The sequence below is a fragment of the Priestia sp. SRI_019 genome (assembly GCF_057586255.1).
In genome coordinates, this window is record NZ_JBYCZN010000001.1 from 1,604,304 (window position 1) to 1,623,443 (window position 19,140).

General features: G+C 38.8%; 23 protein-coding genes and 2 riboswitches. Of the genes, 19 read left to right on the forward strand and 4 right to left on the reverse strand.

The window, feature by feature from the left end; translation table 11 throughout:
• Nucleotides 1–17 precede the first annotated feature (17 nt).
• A complete protein-coding gene (locus AC2YJL_RS08775) occupies nt 18–302 on the reverse strand; it encodes a putative quinol monooxygenase (RefSeq protein ID WP_013057729.1) in 285 nt (94 codons plus the stop codon).
• A 204-nt stretch (nt 303–506) separates the two neighbouring features.
• On the opposite strand from AC2YJL_RS08775, the gene AC2YJL_RS08780 reads away from it, so the two are divergent.
• Nucleotides 507–821, forward strand: coding sequence for an ArsR/SmtB family transcription factor (locus AC2YJL_RS08780; RefSeq protein ID WP_013083811.1), 315 nt, complete (start codon nt 507–509; stop codon nt 819–821).
• A gap of 19 nt (nt 822–840) precedes the next feature.
• Here the strand turns inward: AC2YJL_RS08780 and AC2YJL_RS08785 are convergent, their stop codons facing one another.
• Nucleotides 841–1,176, reverse strand: coding sequence for a CHY zinc finger protein (locus AC2YJL_RS08785; protein WP_050689852.1), 336 nt, complete (start codon nt 1,174–1,176; stop codon nt 841–843).
• Nucleotides 1,177–1,353: 177 nt separating this feature from the next.
• Here AC2YJL_RS08785 and murG point away from each other — a divergent pair, with 177 nt between their 5' ends.
• The 16 genes from murG (at nt 1,354) to AC2YJL_RS08865 (ending at nt 16,192) form a co-directional block, all read left to right on the forward strand.
• Nucleotides 1,354–2,421, forward strand: coding sequence for an undecaprenyldiphospho-muramoylpentapeptide beta-N-acetylglucosaminyltransferase (gene murG, locus AC2YJL_RS08790; protein ID WP_230933014.1), 1,068 nt, complete (start codon nt 1,354–1,356; stop codon nt 2,419–2,421).
• 158 nt (nt 2,422–2,579) lie between these two features.
• A riboswitch (cyclic di-AMP (ydaO/yuaA leader) is annotated at nt 2,580–2,722 on the forward strand.
• A 72-nt stretch (nt 2,723–2,794) separates the two neighbouring features.
• Nucleotides 2,795–2,932 carry a hypothetical protein gene (locus AC2YJL_RS08795; RefSeq protein WP_153254884.1) on the forward strand — a complete coding sequence of 46 codons (138 nt, stop codon included), beginning with the start codon at nt 2,795–2,797 and terminating at the stop codon, nt 2,930–2,932.
• A gap of 15 nt (nt 2,933–2,947) precedes the next feature.
• Nucleotides 2,948–3,088: riboswitch (cyclic di-AMP (ydaO/yuaA leader) on the forward strand.
• A gap of 381 nt (nt 3,089–3,469) precedes the next feature.
• Entirely contained in the window at nt 3,470–3,670 is a 201-nt protein-coding gene (locus AC2YJL_RS08800) for a potassium-transporting ATPase subunit F (RefSeq protein ID WP_487374710.1), read from the forward strand.
• Entirely contained in the window at nt 3,576–5,237 is a 1,662-nt protein-coding gene (gene kdpA / locus AC2YJL_RS08805) for a potassium-transporting ATPase subunit KdpA (RefSeq protein ID WP_195697030.1), read from the forward strand. The genes AC2YJL_RS08800 and kdpA overlap by 95 nt, the downstream gene beginning before the upstream one ends.
• A 21-nt stretch (nt 5,238–5,258) precedes the next feature.
• A complete protein-coding gene (gene kdpB, locus AC2YJL_RS08810) occupies nt 5,259–7,334 on the forward strand; it encodes a potassium-transporting ATPase subunit KdpB (RefSeq protein WP_487374711.1) in 2,076 nt (691 codons plus the stop codon).
• Between the two features lie 13 nt (nt 7,335–7,347).
• A complete protein-coding gene (kdpC, locus tag AC2YJL_RS08815; protein WP_230933012.1) occupies nt 7,348–7,914 on the forward strand; it encodes a potassium-transporting ATPase subunit KdpC in 567 nt (188 codons plus the stop codon).
• A gap of 53 nt (nt 7,915–7,967) precedes the next feature.
• Nucleotides 7,968–9,110, forward strand: coding sequence for a KdpD-like non-kinase potassium sensor (gene kdpDN, locus AC2YJL_RS08820; RefSeq protein ID WP_230933011.1), 1,143 nt, complete (start codon nt 7,968–7,970; stop codon nt 9,108–9,110).
• Between the two features lie 35 nt (nt 9,111–9,145).
• Complete coding sequence (locus tag AC2YJL_RS08825; protein ID WP_251568684.1) at nt 9,146–9,580, forward strand: CBS domain-containing protein; 435 nt, start codon at nt 9,146–9,148, stop codon at nt 9,578–9,580.
• A 254-nt stretch (nt 9,581–9,834) separates the two neighbouring features.
• The gene (gene lepB / locus AC2YJL_RS08830; RefSeq protein WP_013057720.1) at nt 9,835–10,389 is read left to right on the forward strand and encodes a signal peptidase I; all 555 of its coding nucleotides are present in this window, start codon (nt 9,835–9,837) and stop codon (nt 10,387–10,389) included.
• Between the two features lie 90 nt (nt 10,390–10,479).
• Nucleotides 10,480–11,574 carry an oxidoreductase gene (locus tag AC2YJL_RS08835; RefSeq protein ID WP_487374712.1) on the forward strand — a complete coding sequence of 365 codons (1,095 nt, stop codon included), beginning with the start codon at nt 10,480–10,482 and terminating at the stop codon, nt 11,572–11,574.
• Nucleotides 11,575–11,824: 250 nt separating this feature from the next.
• On the forward strand, nt 11,825–12,712 hold the full coding sequence (locus AC2YJL_RS08840) for a sulfite exporter TauE/SafE family protein (protein ID WP_013057718.1): 888 nt from the start codon (nt 11,825–11,827) through the stop codon (nt 12,710–12,712).
• 434 nt (nt 12,713–13,146) lie between these two features.
• Nucleotides 13,147–13,608, forward strand: coding sequence for a hypothetical protein (locus AC2YJL_RS08845; RefSeq protein ID WP_013083806.1), 462 nt, complete (start codon nt 13,147–13,149; stop codon nt 13,606–13,608).
• A gap of 115 nt (nt 13,609–13,723) precedes the next feature.
• Nucleotides 13,724–14,182, forward strand: a complete 459-nt coding sequence (locus tag AC2YJL_RS08850) for a hypothetical protein (RefSeq protein WP_230933008.1) — start codon at nt 13,724–13,726, stop codon at nt 14,180–14,182.
• Nucleotides 14,182–14,502, forward strand: a complete 321-nt coding sequence (locus AC2YJL_RS08855) for a hypothetical protein (protein WP_013057715.1) — start codon at nt 14,182–14,184, stop codon at nt 14,500–14,502. The genes AC2YJL_RS08850 and AC2YJL_RS08855 overlap by 1 nt, the downstream gene beginning before the upstream one ends.
• The gene (locus AC2YJL_RS08860; protein ID WP_487374713.1) at nt 14,502–15,761 is read left to right on the forward strand and encodes a glutathionylspermidine synthase family protein; all 1,260 of its coding nucleotides are present in this window, start codon (nt 14,502–14,504) and stop codon (nt 15,759–15,761) included. Before AC2YJL_RS08855 ends, AC2YJL_RS08860 begins: the two co-directional genes overlap by 1 nt.
• Before the next feature lie 14 nt (nt 15,762–15,775).
• Nucleotides 15,776–16,192 carry a DUF350 domain-containing protein gene (locus tag AC2YJL_RS08865; RefSeq protein ID WP_013083802.1) on the forward strand — a complete coding sequence of 139 codons (417 nt, stop codon included), beginning with the start codon at nt 15,776–15,778 and terminating at the stop codon, nt 16,190–16,192.
• An 18-nt stretch (nt 16,193–16,210) separates the two neighbouring features.
• Here AC2YJL_RS08865 and AC2YJL_RS08870 read toward each other — a convergent pair whose 3' ends face one another.
• Nucleotides 16,211–16,357: a hypothetical protein gene (locus AC2YJL_RS08870; RefSeq protein ID WP_195696598.1), complete on the reverse strand. Its 147-nt coding sequence runs from the start codon at nt 16,355–16,357 to the stop codon at nt 16,211–16,213.
• 189 nt (nt 16,358–16,546) lie between these two features.
• Here AC2YJL_RS08870 and AC2YJL_RS08875 point away from each other — a divergent pair, with 189 nt between their 5' ends.
• Nucleotides 16,547–16,972 carry a DUF6843 domain-containing protein gene (locus AC2YJL_RS08875; protein ID WP_195696599.1) on the forward strand — a complete coding sequence of 142 codons (426 nt, stop codon included), beginning with the start codon at nt 16,547–16,549 and terminating at the stop codon, nt 16,970–16,972.
• Between the two features lie 42 nt (nt 16,973–17,014).
• Here AC2YJL_RS08875 and AC2YJL_RS08880 read toward each other — a convergent pair whose 3' ends face one another.
• The gene (locus tag AC2YJL_RS08880; RefSeq protein ID WP_230933006.1) at nt 17,015–17,467 is read right to left on the reverse strand and encodes a hypothetical protein; all 453 of its coding nucleotides are present in this window, start codon (nt 17,465–17,467) and stop codon (nt 17,015–17,017) included.
• A 172-nt stretch (nt 17,468–17,639) separates the two neighbouring features.
• On the opposite strand from AC2YJL_RS08880, the gene AC2YJL_RS08885 reads away from it, so the two are divergent.
• Nucleotides 17,640–18,977 (forward strand): sodium-dependent transporter, encoded by a 1,338-nt coding sequence (locus tag AC2YJL_RS08885; RefSeq protein WP_230933005.1) that lies wholly within the window; start codon nt 17,640–17,642, stop codon nt 18,975–18,977.
• The last annotated feature ends 163 nt before the right edge of the window (nt 18,978–19,140 follow it).

Sequence of the window (19,140 nt, forward strand, 5' to 3'; positions counted from 1 at the left end):
TTTCAAAGAAGTTATGATTAACCTTGTAATGTTTTTACATCTAAAGGTGCTACAAGTACGCCAGTTTGAGCAAATGCTACAAAACTTTGGAAGTGAGCTGATTTATTGTGGGCTTGAATTGCTTCTTCGCTTTTCCACTCTTCAATCATCATAAATGTGTTAGGTGTAAAAGCATCTTCAAATAGTTGATAGTTGCTGTTTCCTTCTTCTTGTAAAGAATGCTTAATTAGTTCTTGTACGTTTTCTAAAAATTCTTCTCTTTTTGCTGGGTTAACTTTCATTGAAGCTTGTAAATGAATCATGGGTGATTCCTCCTTTAATAATGATGGTGCTTTATATTATTTGTTTTGTTTTTAATCTTTCATTCAATTTATGATTAAAATGAAGATAAGTTCGAATATCATCGAACAATGAAACTATAACACCGATTAAATAACAGTGCAAGGAATTTAGTTCGAAAGTTATCGAACATTGATACACAAAAGAAGCTGTGTTATATTTTAAGCATGAGAAAACCTTATCAACCACCGAAATCTGAAATTAAATTAACGCCTATTTTACACGCGTTGAGTGATCCTAACCGGCTGCGAATTGTACAGTGTTTAGCGACAAGAAAGGAGCAGACCTGTTCGTATTATCAAAAATTAAATGTATCAAAATCAACGCTATCACATCATATTAAAGTACTTCGCGAAGCTGGAATTATCAAACTACGTATAGAAGGTACGCAGCACTATTATTCCTTGCGTTTAGAAGAACTTGAGGAATTGTTCCCAGGTCTGCTTCCTTCCATTATAAATATAGATGAGCAGTTATTTTAAAAGCTGAACTACGTTTTGTTCAGCTTTTTTGTTCAAAATAAATGTGTCCATGCAGGCTGCATCCGGGATTAAAAGAAGAACGACAGTGAGGGCAAGTCGAGTTACAGGTTAAATATTCATGAATTGATAACTCATGTTTACATACTCCGCAAAGAATAGCTTTTTCATTAAACATAGCTTTTGGCCACGTTTTAATATCATGATCAGCATGTCCGTTATGACATTGATAGCATGGATAATATGTATTACAGCAATAAAATTTTATTGCAATAATATCTTTATCCGTACGATAGTGCATGCAGCGCGTTTCGGAATCCACCGTATCACCTTTTACGACAGGTGCAGATTTGTTCATTATCATCACTCCCTATGAAAAGTATAGCATGCTTTTATACGCCTTATCATACATATGTAAAAAGAAAAATGCTATAATAAAACCATCGTTTTACATGTCAGATTGCATGCTAAAAAGATCAGATAAAAATTGATGTTAAAACAGATCAATTAAGTGAAGTAAAGAGAGGAAGAAAAAATGAGTAAGCAAGTTATCGTTTTTACCGGAGGCGGAACAGCTGGACACGTAACACCAAACATTGCCATTATGAAAGAATTAGACAGTGAAAAATGGGATATCCATTATGTCGGTTCTCACAATGGTATCGAGAAAGAATTAATTACAAAATTAAACGTTCCATATCATGCAATTTCAAGCGGTAAGCTACGTCGCTACGTAGATATGGAAAATGTAAAAGATGTATTTCGAGTAGCAAAAGGAGTTGGCGATGCACGTCGCGTGCTGAAAAAGTTAAAGCCTTCTCTTGTGTTTTCAAAAGGCGGTTTTGTCACAGTTCCTGTTGTAATGGCTGCTAAATCGTTAAACATTCCCGTGTTCATTCATGAAAGTGACTTAACACCGGGACTGGCAAATAAAATTGCGCAGAAATTTGCCACTAAAATTTTTACTTCTTTTGATGAAGCGGCAAACTATTTTCCAAAAGAAAAAGTGCAGGTTGTTGGTTCACCTATTCGAAAAGAATTATTTAGCGGAAGCGCAGCGAACGGGGAAAGCTGGCTTCGCTTTTATGATAAGCGCCCAATTTTAACGATTATGGGCGGAAGTTTAGGAGCACGCCGCATCAATGAAGTTGTTCGAGAATCCTTGCCTGAACTGCAAAAGAAATTTCAAATTGTACACCTGTGCGGAAAAGGCAATATTGATACAAGCCTTGAAAAAGAGTCGGGCTACCGTCAGTTAGAATATGTCAATGAACAGCTTCCAGATGTTCTAGCAGCGACTGATTATGTGATTACACGCGGCGGATCCAATGCCATATTTGAGTTTTTAGCCCTTCATAAACCGATGATGATTATTCCTTTATCAAAAGCACAAAGTCGAGGAGATCAAATTTTAAATGCACAGTCCTTTAAGAAAAAAGGCTACTGTATGGTTGTGGAAGAAGAACAGTTAACAAAAGAAGTGTTTTTGCGTGAAGTAAATGAACTTCAGCAGCAGGCAAGTACGATGAAGCGTACAATGCGTGAAGCAACAAAAACGGATGCCATTTCAATTCTTGTAAATGAAATTGAGAAAATGAGCTAAAAAAAGCGTTCTTATCGAGGAGATAAGAACGCTTTTTTTCTTTGAATCTATTATTTTAAAATAATGAATAAACAGCAAAAAATAAAGATTTTAAAATTTCAAAAAATGTTGTTGACAGTAAATTTTAACAGGAGTAAGATTACTCTCATGAAACGTTCCACAGTGAAACGCTGAGTCTTTCCTGAAAGAGAGGGAAAGAGCGGAGGACCCAATTATTAGGGGTGAATCTCTTAACTGAGTAGGGTTACTTTCTTGACCCGAACCCGTCAGCTAACTTCGTAAGCGTTAAGAGAGAGGATGGTGTAATCGTGGTCGTTTTCTATAACAGCGGATAGCGCGTTCCTTTCAAAATATAGGTGAAAGGAGCGTCAAGATGCATCTATCTAAGCAAATGATTCAAATGATTGAATATCGCGCAATATGCGATCAGCAATCTTTTGATCTAGCAAACCGCTATTTGTCTACGTTGGCTAATCAAAGTATTAAACGCAGCAGTAAAAAACATAATTAAGCCTAAAAATTAAATAACAAATATACGCTTAATCAATTATGAGCGGGGGACCCAATATTTTGTACGTATGTACTAGGGGTGAATCTCTTAACTGAGTAGGGTTACTTCCATAACCCGAATCCGACAGCTAACTCCGTAAGCGTTTTGGGAGTAAAAAAATTCGTGTCGATCACGGCTTATTTGTCGTGCATTAAACCGCGGAAGAGGACTCTCTTCTGCGGTTTTTTTAATAAAAAAACAGGAGAGCAGGTTATGTCTGCACCGTAAAGAGGCTATAGTAGGGCTGTTAAAACGTGATTAACAATACGTGAGGAATAAACAATCAAAGATAACCTTTCGCAGCTAGCTCACTTGGGCGTGATGCTTTACGCACAGTAACAGTCACTAAGCTCAGACAATCATTGGTAGTAAGAAACAGTTAGGAGGGAGCAACTTGGATATGATCATGCTTGGAACGCTTGTCATATTAACAGCTGCTATGTACGGAATTATTTGCTGGTCGTCTCATGTAGTAGATGAAAGAGAGGAGAAGTGAACATGTCGTTCATTTTGCTAGGTATTTCAGTTCTCGTTTTAATTTATTTAGTATATGTACTGTTAAATCCAGAACATTTTTTAATAAGCGGAGGAATAAAACGTGGGGATTTTTCTACTATCAGTTGCGCTGCTGCTTGTTTTTGTAGCGCTTATTGCAAAGCCCGTAGGTATTTATATAGCGAATGTGTTTTCAAACGATAAAAACACTAGCTTGGTAGGAAAGATAGAAACGGTGATGTTTAAAGCAGCAGGAATCAAAGGATACAATCAGACGTGGAAGCAATATGCACTTGCTCTCGTTTTGGCGAATACGTTTATGATTTTTGTGGTGTACATTATCTTCCGGTTTCAAGGGGTACTGCCGCTTAACCCAAGCCACATCAAAGGAATGGATCCGGCCCTTGCTTTTAACACGGCCATTAGTTTTATGACAAATACGAACTTGCAGCACTACAGCGGTGAATCAGGTTTGTCCTATTTCTCGCAGATGGCAGCCGTTGTATTTATGATGTTTGCTGCACCAGCAACGGCACTTGCAGCAGCAATCGCTTTTATTCGCGGGTTGGCAGGGAAGGAAATGGGAAACTTTTTTGTTGATTTTGTAAAGTCAATTACGCGTGTTTTACTTCCTATCGCTTTTATAACAGGCATTTTATTTATGTTTTTAGGTGTCCCTCAAACGTTAAGCGGAACGGTGACTGCCCATACATTAGAGGGGGCAACACAGCAAATAGAAAGGGGACCAGTTGCTTCTTTTCTTTCAATTAAAGAGCTAGGCAACAACGGAGGGGGGTTTTTTGGTGTTAATTCAGCCCATCCGTTTGAAAATCCTAACGCGTTAAGCAATGTATTACAAATCGTCCTTATGCTTTTATTGCCAACAGCACTTCCTTTTACGTACGGAAAAATGATCGGACAGCGTAAGCAAGGCCGCATCTTGTTTGTAGCGATGAGTATGCTGTTTATCGTTATTTTAAGCACAGCGTTTGTAACAGAGTGGGGCGGTAATCCAAGACTTGGTGCTTTTCACCTAAATGAAGCGAGCGGTTATATGGAAGGGAAAGAAGTCCGTTTTGGTGTCGGTATGTCAACTCTGTACGCCATCGTGACGACAGCAAGTGAAACAGGTGCAGTCAACACCATGCACGATACTCTTACGCCTCTTACCGGGTTATTGACGCTTGGAAATATGATGTTAAATACCGTATTTGGCGGTGTTGGAGCAGGGTTTATGAATGTGATGATGTACGTCATCATTGCCGTATTTTTATCAGGTTTAATGGTTGGCAGAACACCAGAATACGTAGGTAAAAAAATTGAAGGAAAAGAAATGAAGCTCATCGCCGTGACGCTTATTCTGCAGCCGCTGCTAATTTTAGGAGGAACAGCCGTAGCGCTCACTACTCATTTGGGAATAGAAGGTATATCAAACCCAGGCTTTCACGGCTTAAGTCAGGCACTGTATGAATTTACATCATCAGCAGCAAACAATGGATCTGGTTTTGAAGGACTAGGTGATGCAACGCCGTTTTGGAACATTTCTACGGCAATTGTTATGTATATTGGACGCTACTTCGGACTAATTACGATGCTGGCGGTATCGAGCTCACTAGCATCCAAGCAGCTTATTCCTGAAACACCTGGGACATTTAAAACGGATACGTCTTTATTTAGCGGCATTTTAATTGGAACTACCGTTATTGTAGGAGCACTTACGTTTTTCCCAGTGCTTGTACTTGGGCCGGTTGCTGAGTATTTGACACTGTAATCAAGAAAGCGGAGGATTATAATGAATAAACGGAATTTTACGAATAATCTTGAATTGGATCGTAACAGTCACATTCAAGGTTCTGTAGATAAACAAACTTCATCGATTTTTATTCAATCAGTAAAGCAGGCTTTTATCAAGCTAAGTCCAAGAACGATGATAAAAAATCCTATCATGTTCGTAGTAGAAATCGGGTTTGTTATTACGCTTTTTTTAGCTGTTGTTCCAGACCTTTTCGGAGAAAGTACAGTAAGCGCAGGCTTTAATATTGCCGTATCCCTCGTGTTATTTTTTACAATTGTTTTTGCTAATTTTGCAGAGGCATTGGCAGAAGGTCGGGGAAAAGCACAGGCAAACTCATTAAAACAGTCTAAAGGGGATATTACAGCTAATAAACTTGGAAACGGGCAAATGATACAAGTGTCGGCATCGCAACTAAAAAAAGGAGATATCGTCGTCGTTTCACAAGGCGAAATGATTCCTGGAGATGGAGAAATCATTAAAGGACTGGCATCTGTTGATGAATCGGCCATTACCGGTGAATCGGCACCTGTTATGAAAGAAGCAGGCGGGGATTTTAACTCTGTAACTGGAGGTACAAGAGTTGTCAGCGATGAAATTACAGTTAAAATTACGTGTGAACAAGGTGAATCGTTTTTAGATAAAATGATTTCGCTTGTTGAAGGAGCAGAGCGTCAAAAAACGCCAAATGAAATTGCGCTAAATACGGTTTTAACAAGCCTGACGATTATTTTCTTATTAGTTGTTGTGACGCTTCCTGTCTTTACAAACTACTTACATTTTCAACTCGACACGGCTATTTTAATTTCACTGCTCATCTGCCTCATTCCTACAACAATTGGAGGATTATTGTCAGCCATTGGAATTGCTGGGATGGACCGAGTTACGCAGTTTAACGTGATTGCTATGTCAGGAAAAGCAGTAGAAGCAGCTGGTGACATCAACACAATTATTTTAGATAAAACCGGCACCATTACGTTTGGAAACCGAATGGCTCATCAATTAACGACTGTAGAAGGAATAGACGAACGTGAACTTTACAAATGGGCGTTTGTTTCTTCTCTTTATGACGAAACACCAGAAGGGCGCTCAGTTGTTGATTTTATTCAAAATCGCATGGGAGTAGAAGATCTTAGAAAAACCGAAGGAACGTTTGTTGAATTCAAAACCGAAACGCGAATGAGCGGCATTGACTTACAGAATGTATCTGTACGGAAAGGGGCAGTGGACGCCGTCACGGCATGGATAGAGTCAAATGGAGGGAAGATTCCCTCTGATTTGCAGCAAAAAGCAAACGAAATTGCAGGAGCTGGTGGCACGCCGCTTGCTGTGGCCGCTGATGATAAAATTTACGGCTTGATTTATTTAAAAGACACGGTAAAACCAGGAATGAAAGAACGCTTTGAGGAACTTCGTAAAATGGGTATCAAAACAGTCATGTGTACAGGAGATAACCCATTAACCGCAGCAACCATTGCAAAAGAAGCGGGAGTAGATGAATTTATTGCGGAATGCAAGCCACAAGACAAGATTCAAGTGATTAAATACGAACAGCAGCAAGGAAAGCTAGTTGCCATGACAGGTGACGGAACAAACGATGCCCCTGCACTTGCTCAGGCTGATGTTGGCTTAGCAATGAACAGCGGAACCTCAGCTGCTAAAGAAGCAGCAAATATGGTGGATTTAGATTCTGATCCCACTAAAATCATTGAAGTCGTTTCGATTGGAAAACAGCTATTAATGACAAGGGGTGCCTTAACTACATTCAGTATCGCAAACGATATTGCTAAGTATTTCGCTATTATTCCAGCGATGTTTACCTTGGCGATTCCGCAAATGGAGGCTCTTAACGTAATGAAGCTGAATTCACCTCTATCTGCCGTATTGTCAGCGCTTATTTTTAATGCGGTCATTATCCCGCTGTTAATTCCCTTAGCCATGAAGGGAATTGCGTATAAGCCGATGAGTTCTAACGCCCTGCTGCGAAAAAATTTGTTCATTTACGGGTTAGGTGGGGTATTGGTTCCATTCATTGGGATTAAAGCAATTGACTTACTACTTTCATTTGTAATGTAGAGGAGAAGAAACGATGATACAAACAGAACGAACGGGAAGCATTATTGTTCGCTTAACAATTATGATGATAATTCTTTGTGGCCTTATTTATCCTGTTGTGATGACAGGAATTGCTCAGACGGCTATTCCAAGTAAAGCAAACGGCAGCTTAATCTATTCAAACAAGCATCAAGTTATCGGTTCTGAGCTCATTGGGCAGCAGTTTACGAGCAATACATTTTTTCATGGCAGAGTCTCTAGTATTGATTATAACGGGGCAGGGTCTGGGTCGTTGAATTTAGCACCTTCAAATAAAGATCTTACGAATCGTATCGAGAAATCCGTAGCGGCGTGGAAAAAAGAAAACGAGGTGCCAAAAGAAGGAATTCCAATTGATGCCGTCACAAATTCGGCTTCTGGACTCGATCCTGACATTACGCCACAAGCTGCATATGCACAAGTAGAACGTGTGGCAAAAACAGCACATATTAACACCAACAGGCTAAAAGAGCTGATCAAAGAACATACTCAGCAAGGAGCTTTTGGTGAAAAGCGAGTAAATGTAGTAGAGCTGAATTTAGCTGTTCAACGAGAGCGCTAATTACATGCACTCGCTTCATATGTTGAAGCGAGTGTGATAAAGGAGTACAAACAATGAAAGAAAAAGAAGCTCATCCATACTTTCGAAGAAAAACTCCGGAAGAACTATTGCGTGAACTTCATGATCAGAAGCGTGGAAAGCTTAAACTTTACATCGGTGCCGCGCCGGGAGTAGGAAAGACGTATAAAATGCTTCAAGATGCGCACGATTTAGTCAAAGAAGGCATAGATGCCGTAGTTGGATATATAGAAGCACACGGCAGGCACGAGACTAAAGAGATGCTTGGAAATCTAGAAGTAATCCAAAGAGAAACCATTTTTTATAAAGGAAAAGAATTGCAAGAACTTGATTTGCTGGCGATTGTAAGAAGGCGCCCAAAAGTTGTAATTATCGATGAACTCGCTCATACAAATGTTCCGACAAGCCGTCATAAAAAACGTTTTGAAGATGTTTCTTACCTGCTCAACCAAGGTATTTCAGTCATGTCAGCAATGAATATTCAGCATATGGAAAGCGTACATGATCTCGTATATGCCATTACCCAGGTAAAAGTTCGTGAAACAGTGCCAGATTTATTTATTCAGCAAGCAGATGAAATTCAGCTTGTCGACGTTACGCCGGAACAGCTGCAAAAGCGTCTTCGTGAAGGCAAAATATACGAAGGCCATAAAATTGAACAAAGCCTGCAGTCTTTTTTTAAGCTCGCAAATCTCCATGCTCTTCGTGAATTAACGCTCAGAGAAATAGCGGATGAAGTGGACGGCAAACTCATTCATTCCCATGAAATTGGCGTAACAGGTATTTGCGAACGCATTTTAGTATGTATTCAATACAGTGAAACAGCTGAAAAATTAATTCGACGAGGCTGGAGAATGGCGAACCGATTGAAAGCAGATTTACTGCTGCTTCATGTTTTTACAGGCGAGCAAACTGAAAGGCATCAAGCACAAATCAAACAGTGGCAGGAATTTGCTAATCGCTTTCACGCATCGCTACTTGTTGAAGAAGCTAAAAAGCAAAAACCAGCTGCAGTGATTGTGAACGTAGCCAAGCAGTATCGCGTTACTCAAATCTTACTAGGGCAATCAGCGAGGACAAGGTGGGAAGAGATTCGAAAAGGCTCTATTGTGAATACAATTATGCGGCAGACTCATAACATCGATATTCATATTGTTTCAGATTCAGCAAAGCAATAACAATAAAATGGATGTATAGTAAAAGGAGAATATAAGTGAATATTGCGTTCTTTTTACTTCCTAAAAAAGAAGTCGTTACCTTGTCGACACAGTCAACTGTCCGTCAAGCATTGGAGAAAATGGAGTATCATCGCTACTCTTCTGTACCTCTCATTAACCAAAAAGGAGAATATGAAGGGACTTTGGCAGAAGGAGACTTGCTATGGAAGCTAAAAAGCCTAGAACATATAGAACTCCATGAGTTAGAACACCTGCGAATTGAAGAGGTCCCAAGGCATCGCGATTATGAACCTATCACCATTAATGACGAAATGGAAAGTATTTTGTCACGCGCGGCGGAACAAAATTTTGTACCAGTTGTAGATGATCAAAACATTTTTATTGGACTTGTGCGGCGAAGAGAGATTATAGAGTATTGCATCTCTCAACTTTTTATACGTGGAGAAGCCCCTTTAAATATGAAGATTTAGTTAAGTTTACGTAAAAAACATAATTTTTACATAAAAGGTAGTCTCTTTTTATATAATTAATGTTATAATAAGAGATGTAAAGACGAAACTTGCGTAATGTAAGCCTCTAACATTTGTTAGAGGTTCTTTTTTTACATAACATAAAACATTTGATTTCAGTTCTTTCTACGGTTAAGTTAGAATAAGTGTTAAAGTAAGAGGTTTCTTGCTTTTTTACATAAGAAAAGTGAGCTGTACAAAGGAGACAAAGTATATTGACTACGGAAAAAACAAAAAGCGATCAATTACGCAGCATATTCAAAACTATTATCTTCGCTATCGCTCTAGTATTTATGATTCGCGCATTTTTATTTTCTCCGTATATTGTAGAAGGCGCTTCAATGAACCCAACGCTGCATAACGGAGAGCGTTTGTTTGTGAATAAACTGTCGTATTCGCTCCATGATATTCGCCGCGGAGATATTGTGATTATTAAAGATGAGGCTAAGAATAAGCATTATGTAAAAAGAGTAATCGGTCTGCCAGGTGAAAAAATCGAAATGAAAAAAGATCAGCTTTATATTGATGATAAAAAAGTAAGTGAACCTTATTTAAAAACGAATCGTCAAATTGCCAATAACATGGATATGGAGCTAACAGGAGATTTTGAACCCGTTCAAATACCTAAAAACGAAGTATTTGTAATGGGTGATAACCGTCTGTACAGTATGGATAGCCGCAACGGTCTAGGTCTCATTGATGAAAAACGGATTGTCGGAAAAAGCGAATTTGTATTTTACCCCATTAAAAAAATAAGAAAAACAACGTAAAAAGAAATGCCGGCCAAGGTATTTCTTTTTTTGTGCCTATGTCTACTCGGCTTCTAGATGGGCAAGCTAAGGAAAAAAGGTGTGAATTAATTGAAGACAGCCTATGAAAAATTATTTAAGCATTTTAAATTTGTTGATGCTCTTGAGATGAAAAACCGATTAGCAATGGGACCTATCCTCACATACGCTTCACGGGAAAACGGAGAAATGTCTGATATTGATATGTCTTTTTACGAAAAACGAGTAGGGGGCGTCAGTACGGTAATTATCGGCCCCGCGTTTACCACAGAAAATGGCCAAGTAGCACATGGTCAAATCGGAATTCATCGTGATCACGTCATACGAAAGCTTCATCAACTAACCCAAATGATTCATAGAAGAGGAGCTAAAGCGATTCTTCAACTATCGCACGGGGGCAGAAAGTGTGTAGAAATGGAAAATAAGTGGCAAGCTATTAGCCCAAGTGAAAAGCCTCATAAACGTAAAGGGAAAAAGCCTGTTCAAATGACCGAGCGCGATATAACTTATGTAGTTCAAGCGTTTGGCGAAGCTACCACCAGAGCTATTGAAGCAGGGTTTGATGGAGTAGAAATTGACGGGGGAAATGAATGTTTACTGCAGCAGTTTATGTCAAGGCAAGCCAATGAACGAAGTGATTCTTATGGCGGAAGCGCAGAAAACCGCTTCACTTTTGCACTTGAAGTTATTCGTGAAGTGACGCGTCGAGCAGCACATGCGGGCAAACCATTTATTGTGGGGTATACATTAGCACCCAAAGAAAAAGGCTATTTAGGAACTAAAGTGGAAGATACATTTGAGTGGATTGATCGTCTTGTTCATACAGAAATTGATTATTTACATATCAGTGCTTTGCATGAACCTACCTTAAATAGGGAAGAAAATCGTTCACTGCTTTCTTCGATTATTAAGCACGTCAATCATCGGGTCCCTCTTGTGGGTACAGGAGGACTTACGGCAACAGAAGTAGCAGAAGCTTTCGAGCAAGGGCTAGCTTTAATTACGATTGAACAAGCATTAGTTGTACAGCCAGATTGGGTAGAAAAAGTGATAAATAGCGATGAGCCCGCTTCTATGGATGAGACGTCATTAGATAAAGATGTGAGTTTGCCTCCTGAAGTGCTGGCTCATTGGAAAGACACGCATAAAAACGACCGCCCTTATTAAGTGAGCGGTCGTTTTTATGTTGTTGACTTAACAAGAAGAATTTTATTTTACTGATACTATAACCAAGCAGCGTACATAGACTAAAAGAAAAAATCAAAAACACAGTTGACTTCTAGGAATAGTTAGGATTACAATATAAACAACTTATTCATAAAACGGACAGCTGATCGGACATACCGAAGGCTTCTAGCAAACAACTGTTGGAGGCCTTTTTGTGCTTTCTAACAGAAGATGAAAGTGGAGGGACAACATGAAAAAGTTAATTACGTTTGCACTTATTGGCTTTTTAGCTCAGTTAATTGATGGATCACTCGGAATGGCATACGGGGTGACATCAACTACGCTGCTTTTAACGTTTGGAATTGCACCAGCTGTAGCTTCCGCATCTGTTCACTTAGCAGAAGTTGTAACAACAGCAGCTTCTGGTGTTTCGCATATTAAATTTGGAAATGTAGATAAATCGATGGTGTTAAAACTAATTATCCCAGGTTCCATCGGAGCTTTTGTAGGAGCCTGCTTTCTAAGTAATTTACCTGGAGATGCAGTAAGGCCTTACGTTTCAACATTCTTATTACTCCTAGGAGTTTATGTGTTATTTCGTTTTTTATTTACGTTTAAAACAAACGAAGAAAAGAGCACCAAACCTTTATCGACGAAGCAGTCCATTCCGTTGGGATTAATTGCTGGATTTGCTGATGCTACAGGCGGCGGCGGCTGGGGGCCGATAGCAACGCCTGTATTGCTAGCTAAAAAAGGCACAACAGCACGGAAAGTCGTTGGAACCGTGGATACAAGTGAATTTGCTATTGCCGTCTCGGCTACACTTGGCTTTTTAATTTCTCTTGGCTGGGAGCAGGTAAACTGGTTCTGGGTAGGCGCCCTTATGATTGGCGGAATTATCGCAGCTCCGATTGCTGCATGGTTTGTTCGTATTATCCCGGCTCACTTGCTTGGTTCACTTGTTGGTGGGTTTATCATTTTAACAAATGCTCGAACACTCTTAAACACTTGGGTATCAAGCAGCTCAACTCAGATAGCTGTATATGCATTCATACTTATTGTGTGGGCAGCAGCAATCATTTACTCACTGTTACAAGGAAAAAAATATAATCAAAATCGAAACGTAGAAGTTTCGTAATAAAAGAGGATGGAATAAAAGTAGCTTAGTTAAAGGAAGACCTGAACGCATTTGATTCTGGATGGAGAATCAAATGCGTTCAGATTTTTTTATGTTTAGGGTGAAGGTAGTTTCATATATATAGTGGCTTCTAGCTGTTGATTGGAGCGCAAGCGACGAGGAGGCTTAGCGGCCGCCTGCGGAAAGCGAAGGCTTGCACGGAAATCAACAGCGGTGTAACAAGGGGGCCATACTAGCGTATTATCCCATTTGTTCGTCTTTAGATTGGGGTGATTTCATTATGTCTCAATCTCTTTTATTATCTGAATTCCTTAAAATAGAGAAGCGTAGATATTTTTTTTGCATCTTATGATACAATAGACGAGTTCATTCATGAGTGGGAATACTTTCTAACACATATAAAATTCATTGAATCGTCGAGGTGTGAAGAGTAAGTGGTCTATTTTATTTTAGTATTAGTAGCAGCTATCGAAGTAATTGTCTTATTGATTAATCGACCTGTATTTGCAAACATTCCATATGTTCAAGTATATATTGTTCCTTTGTTAATAGTAATTGTCATCACGATGCTACTTTCGCGAAATCCAAAGAGATTTATGCGGTGGTTTAAACAAGGGCTTATTACGATTTCAGTCGTTGTGCTTGTATTCGTACCGGTTCTCTATGCCAAAAATCTCCCGCTGTATGGCTATAATGAAGCAAAAAAAATGCTTGCGCAAAGAGAACAGCTCTTGCTAAGTCAGTTCCAAAAAGGAAAATACGTATATCCAGCAAAAGACAGCCCTAAAAAATACCGTTATCTATTTAAAGTCAATCGTGGAAACGGCATGCTTGAATATGTATTCGACCCATACACGGGCGGTTATGAAGTTGTGACAGATGTGATAAAAAAATAAAGGTTTAGCTTATTTAAAGCTAAACCTTTTAATATGAGAAAAATTGAAACTTTTTGAAAATCTGTGCGTATTTATTAAAGAACGTTCACAAAAAAGTCACAAAAGGAGTTGCACAATGGGAAAGTTAGAATACCGACTGCTAAAGCCTGATGATACGTTTGTATCTATTTATCACTATCAATCTATTGAACTTGAACAAATTTTAGCAAGAAGAGAATGCGAATTTTTTGTTAAAGAAGGAGTAACGTATAAACAAACTTCATCTGCAGTCGAAGGTGATATACATATTATTTATGTAAAAGAACATGAACATGGACCGAAAGAGCAAGCAGAAGATGATCACAGAGAGATTATATTAGAATTCCGCGAACTGAATTCTCTTCTAGGACACCCGATTTTATTCATCTCTTCATTTGATACGCATTTGGACGTATTAAGCTATATCGGAACAGTTTATACCTACTACAATGGATGGGAATGGGAAAGAGACTCTGCGGAAATTGATGAAGATCGCAGCGTGTACAGTTTATATGTAACAAAAACAGGCGTAACGTATGAAGGGGGGAAGGTGTAATGTCAAAAACAAAAAAAATGATGGCTGGAGTTTTGACCACAGCTTTAATGACGTCGCTCGTTGCCTGTGGTTCAACTGATCAGGCAAGACCAGCTAAACCGAAAGATAAATCGTGTGACAAGTGGAAGTGGGATGAAGATACCCAAACGTACTACTGTTCAGATTCTTCTTCTTCGCACAGCGGCTCATATTATCATGGAGGCCGCTACTACGGCTCTAAAAAACAGTTGACCTCATCATCGGCCTATAAATCATTTAAATCAAGCAGCTCGTATAAATCGGGAATTGGGAGCGGCTCTAAAGGCGGTTTTGGCGGGTAATGCATAAAGAAAAGCGAGAAATGTTTTATAAAGAAATTGAAGATTTTTGGCACGATTTATACGGAACAGAGTATGCTCTTTATGACGTACATATAGAGTCTTCTCATATCATTGATTCTATTAAAGAAGCTGCAAATCAAATTGGGGAATTATTTTTTAAAACTGCACCTTTACTTCGTTCATTAGATAATCAGACGCTTTTTTCTTTAGGATTTCCAAAAGACAGCCTCCCGTACCTACGACTGAAAACGATGGAAACAGAAAGTGTGATTTCGCGCCTTGATTTTGCTGTTACGACTGATCAAATCAAGCTTTTAGAACTAAATGCGGATACGCCTACGTTTATTAAAGAATTATTTCATGTAAATGAGTTAGTCTGTCGGCATTTTCAAGTACAAGACCCTAATAAGCTTGAAGAAAAAAAGCTTGCTTTAGTATTAAAACACGCCATTTTTGAAGCTTATAACGAGCTCGATAGAACGAACTATCCAAACGTCGTTTTTTCTTCTCATGATACACATGAAGAAGATAAGCTAACGACTCTTTACTTAATGAAGCTAGCCGATGTAGATGCTACATACGTTCCATTATCCCAGCTTCGAATTGTCCCTTCCTCTACAGTGGAAGAAGGTGAACATATAGAAGCGGGCGTGTATGATCAATATGGACAAAAAATAGACGTACTTTATCGCCAAACGTATCCGCTTGAACATTTAATTGAAGATGAAGATCCGAGTACGCATGAAAAAGTCGGACATATGCTTTTAACATTGGCACAGCAAAAACAAGTAGCCATAATCAATCCGCCTTCTGCATTTTTGCTGCAGTCCAAAGCCGTTCAAGCCCTCATTTGGGCTTTGCATGAACAATATCATCCTTTTTTCACTAAAGAAGAGCATCACATCATTGAAACATACTTTTTACCAACGTATTTAGAAGAAGATCCATTTATTGAAAGAAAACAAGCATTTGTAAAGAAACCATCTTTTGGTCGTGAGGGAGATACCGTTGAAATTTATAATGAAGACGGAATCAAAATAGACGAAGATCAGCATAAAACATATCAAGAATACACGGCTGTGTATCAACAGTTTATTCCATTGCCAACTGCAACGATGAAGACTCAAACGCAAACAATAGAGGCTCATATCATGTACGGGTGCTTTTTATTAAATGGAAAAGCAAGCGCAGTAGGAATACGAGCTGGAAATCAAATTACCGATAACGAATCGTATTATTTGCCGATTGGATTAAAATGAAAAGGGGAATAAAAATGACACAATGGATTGATTGGGCTAGTATAGGAAGTTTTTTATCTCACGTAGCGGTAGGGTTAGGGCTATTATTTATCGGAGTTATGGTATTTGAATTAACAACAAAATTTAATGACCGTGAACTCATAAAAAAAGGCAATGTGGCGGTCGCTTTGAAATTATGGGGAAAAGGAATCGGGCTTGCTATTGTCATTTTTACTGTATGGAGCAACAGCTTAAATTTGGTAGATGCAACTCTTTGGGGAGTAGTAGGTATCATTACTCAAGTAGTGGCATATTGGATTATTGAATTTATCATGACGCCTAAAACGAGCCTAGCCAAAAAAGTAGAAGAAGGAAATATAGCGGTTGGAGTAACTCTTTTTGCAGCGTCGGTTGCCGTCGGCCTTATTGTGGCCGGAAGCTTAACATATTAAAAGAAGGCGATTCCTGTTTTACGGGGAATCGCTTTTTTTATGTCCAGATTGCTCGTGTTCACTTAGTGATAATGTACGTGTATTTTCACGGTCGGCACGAACAATTTTTTGCTGTGTGTAAAGCGGAATGACAAAGAGCAAAATAAATAAAAAAACATAGCTCATTTTTGTTATCCTCCCATGTAAATTGTAAACGCCTGCTAATAGTGTGTGACAAACAATACGTAAATATATCATATTTGACTGGGTGAACTGGAAAAAATTGAGGGATGCAAAAAGAATATAATCTTACCTTCAACAAAAACTAAAATCAGTATAGAGGCACGTCTTTTATTGAGAAAGGAGTTGGAAAAAATGAAAAGGTGGCTCATTTTGTGCTTAATGATTATAATCACAGCTGGATGTGGACGCCCAGATGAAACGTCTCAACCGAGCATTTTCCTTATACCAGAAGGGTACAAAGGATGGGTGATGGTCGAATATGATAAAGATAACGGAAATCCCAGCAAGACAGAAGGAGACTACACTGTATTTAAAGTAAATGACCAGGGAGTCGGGAAAACCAAAACGCTTTTAAGCGGCGGCGGCTGGGCAAGAAATAAATATTTCTATGTAAATAAGAATGGAGAGCGAAAGCAATTGAAGCAAGGGAAGATGATTCATGGAACGACTCAAGGTAACAAAAATCATACGGTAACCTACTTTTTCGTCGGCACCGCAAAAGAGTTCGATAAGGCCGGAGACTATCGAAGAAAACTTACCGAAGAAAGTCCTTCGTAAAAAAAGAAACGTTGCCTCTTTGGCAACGTTTCTTTTCTATCTTCATTTGAATGTGCAAAAGACGGTATCTTTTAAACGTTGAATTTCAATTAATGCTTCTTCTTGCTTATGAATTACCCAATCTGGCAATGAATGTTCAACCGACAGCTCGTCGAAACAAGCCCCGCATGTTTTAACTTCAATATAAGACTCAATATACTGAAGATGATCTAAGTTATAAGCCCAAAGTCGACGTTCAGGGCATATTGTTTCTAAGTAAAGCGGAAGCTGAAAAAAAGGATCTACTGCTTCAGAAAGTTCTAACGGTCCTTGGCTATCAGCATTGGCTACGTCTAGATAACCGCAGTGAGGACACGTGCATGAGTGCGTTGACCCGCTCAATTTTTTATCCAGTTTTACAACTCGCGCACATAGTTCGCAGTTTGGACATTTTACTAAGATAAAGTCAAGGAACTTATCTAAAAATTGTTGCTGTATTACTTGCTGATTTGTCATTTTTTGTACCTCTAACTGTCAAACTTTTTTTAGTTACGAAAATAAATCATGAAACCTACATACTATTCATAACACATGATGAGGGTTAAAACAACAAAAACCCTTTTCGACAGAAGGGTTGTGTGATATAGTATGACAAATCAGAATAAATAAAGAAAAATGGTGAGAAAAAATGAGTCAAAACGAACAATGGACATCAAAACTGGGCTTTATCTTGGCATCTGCCGGTTCCGCAATTGGAATCGGAGCCATTTGGAAACTGCCTTATGTAGCCGGAACAAGCGGAGGAGGGGCCTTCTTTTTACTGTTTATCTTGTTTACAGCAATTATTGGTTTGCCGCTTTTGCTTGCTGAATTTGTACTAGGCAGACATACACAAAAGGAAGCAATTCGTGCTTATGATGCAGTTGCTCCCGGTTCCCTATGGAAAGGAATCGGGTATTTAGGTGTGATCACATGCTTTATTTTATTATCCTTCTATAGTGTAGTAGGAGGCTGGATTTTGCAATATATTTTTGCAAGCGTCACGGGTCAGCTGAATGGAGTAAGTGACTACGGGAGTTTATTTAACTCGACCATTGCTAATCCAACAAGTGCTGTTATCTCTCAATTTGTTTTTCTTCTTTTAACAATTGTTGTAGTAGCAAGAGGCATTCAAAATGGTATTGAAAAAGCAAACAAAATTTTAATGCCTGCTCTCTTTATTTTATTTATTATTATCATTATTCGTTCTTTAACATTAGACGGGGCAATGGAAGGCGTATCTTTCTTTTTGTATCCAGATTTTTCAAAGCTTACATCCCAAACCATTTTGTTTGCGATGGGACAAGCATTCTTTTCCCTTAGCGTAGGCGTTTCAGTTATGGTTACGTACAGTTCGTATCTATCTAAGCAGCAGAACTTGCCAAAATCGGCTATTTCAATTTCAGCGTTAAATATTTTGATTTCTTTACTAGCAGGACTGGCAATTTTCCCTGCGGTCTTCTCAATGGGTGTAAAACCGACGGAAGGACCAGGTCTTTTATTCATTGTATTGCCTTCTATTTTTGAACAGCTTCCGTTCGGAATTGTTTTTCAAACTTTCTTTTTGGCGCTGTTTTTATTTGCCACTTTGACATCTGCGTTTTCGATGTTAGAAATTATTGTTGCTTCTTTAGCCAAAGGAGAGCAACATAAGCGTATAAAGCTATCTTGGATTTCGGGCTTGCTAATCTTCATAGTAGGAATACCTTCAGCGCTATCGTATGGTTTATTAAGTGACGTATCGATTTTTGGAAAAAGCATCTTTGACGCTTTCGATTTTCTTGTAAGTAATATCCTTATGCCACTAGGTGCTCTTTTAATTGCCATCTTTGTTCCTTGGAAAATGAAAAAAGATGTACTAATTGAAGAATTTAAGCACGGTTCAACGAATGTGAAGCGCTGGTTCTCTTTATGGCTTCTTGCTATTCGATACATTGCACCTGTTTTAATTATCATTGTATTTATTAATATGCTAGGCTTTATCTAACGAAGAAACGCTGTTAAAACGCTTGGTTTTAACAGCGTTTTTTTGAAGGAAGAGGGGGATTATGATGCTTGATTTCTTGTATGATATGTTTGCAGGGGCAGGGGTATTTATTTTATTAATAATTGTGTTGCTAGTAGCGAGAACGTCAGGGAAACGCAAGAAA

What these genes read in the sequence shown, in the direction of transcription:
- AC2YJL_RS08775 (WP_013057729.1), bottom strand. Translation starts at nt 302, where the DNA reads ATGATTCATTTACAAGCTTCAATGAAAGTTAACCCAGCAAAAAGAGAA.
- AC2YJL_RS08780 (WP_013083811.1), top strand. Translation starts at nt 507, where the DNA reads ATGAGAAAACCTTATCAACCACCGAAATCTGAAATTAAATTAACGCCT.
- AC2YJL_RS08785 (WP_050689852.1), bottom strand. Translation starts at nt 1,176, where the DNA reads ATGAACAAATCTGCACCTGTCGTAAAAGGTGATACGGTGGATTCCGAA.
- murG (WP_230933014.1), top strand. Translation starts at nt 1,354, where the DNA reads ATGAGTAAGCAAGTTATCGTTTTTACCGGAGGCGGAACAGCTGGACAC.
- AC2YJL_RS08795 (WP_153254884.1), top strand. Translation starts at nt 2,795, where the DNA reads ATGCATCTATCTAAGCAAATGATTCAAATGATTGAATATCGCGCAATA.
- AC2YJL_RS08800 (WP_487374710.1), top strand. Translation starts at nt 3,470, where the DNA reads ATGTCGTTCATTTTGCTAGGTATTTCAGTTCTCGTTTTAATTTATTTA.
- kdpB (WP_487374711.1), top strand. Translation starts at nt 5,259, where the DNA reads ATGAATAAACGGAATTTTACGAATAATCTTGAATTGGATCGTAACAGT.
- kdpC (WP_230933012.1), top strand. Translation starts at nt 7,348, where the DNA reads ATGATACAAACAGAACGAACGGGAAGCATTATTGTTCGCTTAACAATT.
- kdpDN (WP_230933011.1), top strand. Translation starts at nt 7,968, where the DNA reads ATGAAAGAAAAAGAAGCTCATCCATACTTTCGAAGAAAAACTCCGGAA.
- AC2YJL_RS08840 (WP_013057718.1), top strand. Translation starts at nt 11,825, where the DNA reads ATGAAAAAGTTAATTACGTTTGCACTTATTGGCTTTTTAGCTCAGTTA.
- AC2YJL_RS08850 (WP_230933008.1), top strand. Translation starts at nt 13,724, where the DNA reads ATGGGAAAGTTAGAATACCGACTGCTAAAGCCTGATGATACGTTTGTA.
- AC2YJL_RS08855 (WP_013057715.1), top strand. Translation starts at nt 14,182, where the DNA reads ATGTCAAAAACAAAAAAAATGATGGCTGGAGTTTTGACCACAGCTTTA.
- AC2YJL_RS08860 (WP_487374713.1), top strand. Translation starts at nt 14,502, where the DNA reads ATGCATAAAGAAAAGCGAGAAATGTTTTATAAAGAAATTGAAGATTTT.
- AC2YJL_RS08865 (WP_013083802.1), top strand. Translation starts at nt 15,776, where the DNA reads ATGACACAATGGATTGATTGGGCTAGTATAGGAAGTTTTTTATCTCAC.
- AC2YJL_RS08870 (WP_195696598.1), bottom strand. Translation starts at nt 16,357, where the DNA reads ATGAGCTATGTTTTTTTATTTATTTTGCTCTTTGTCATTCCGCTTTAC.
- AC2YJL_RS08875 (WP_195696599.1), top strand. Translation starts at nt 16,547, where the DNA reads ATGAAAAGGTGGCTCATTTTGTGCTTAATGATTATAATCACAGCTGGA.
- AC2YJL_RS08880 (WP_230933006.1), bottom strand. Translation starts at nt 17,467, where the DNA reads ATGACAAATCAGCAAGTAATACAGCAACAATTTTTAGATAAGTTCCTT.
- AC2YJL_RS08885 (WP_230933005.1), top strand. Translation starts at nt 17,640, where the DNA reads ATGAGTCAAAACGAACAATGGACATCAAAACTGGGCTTTATCTTGGCA.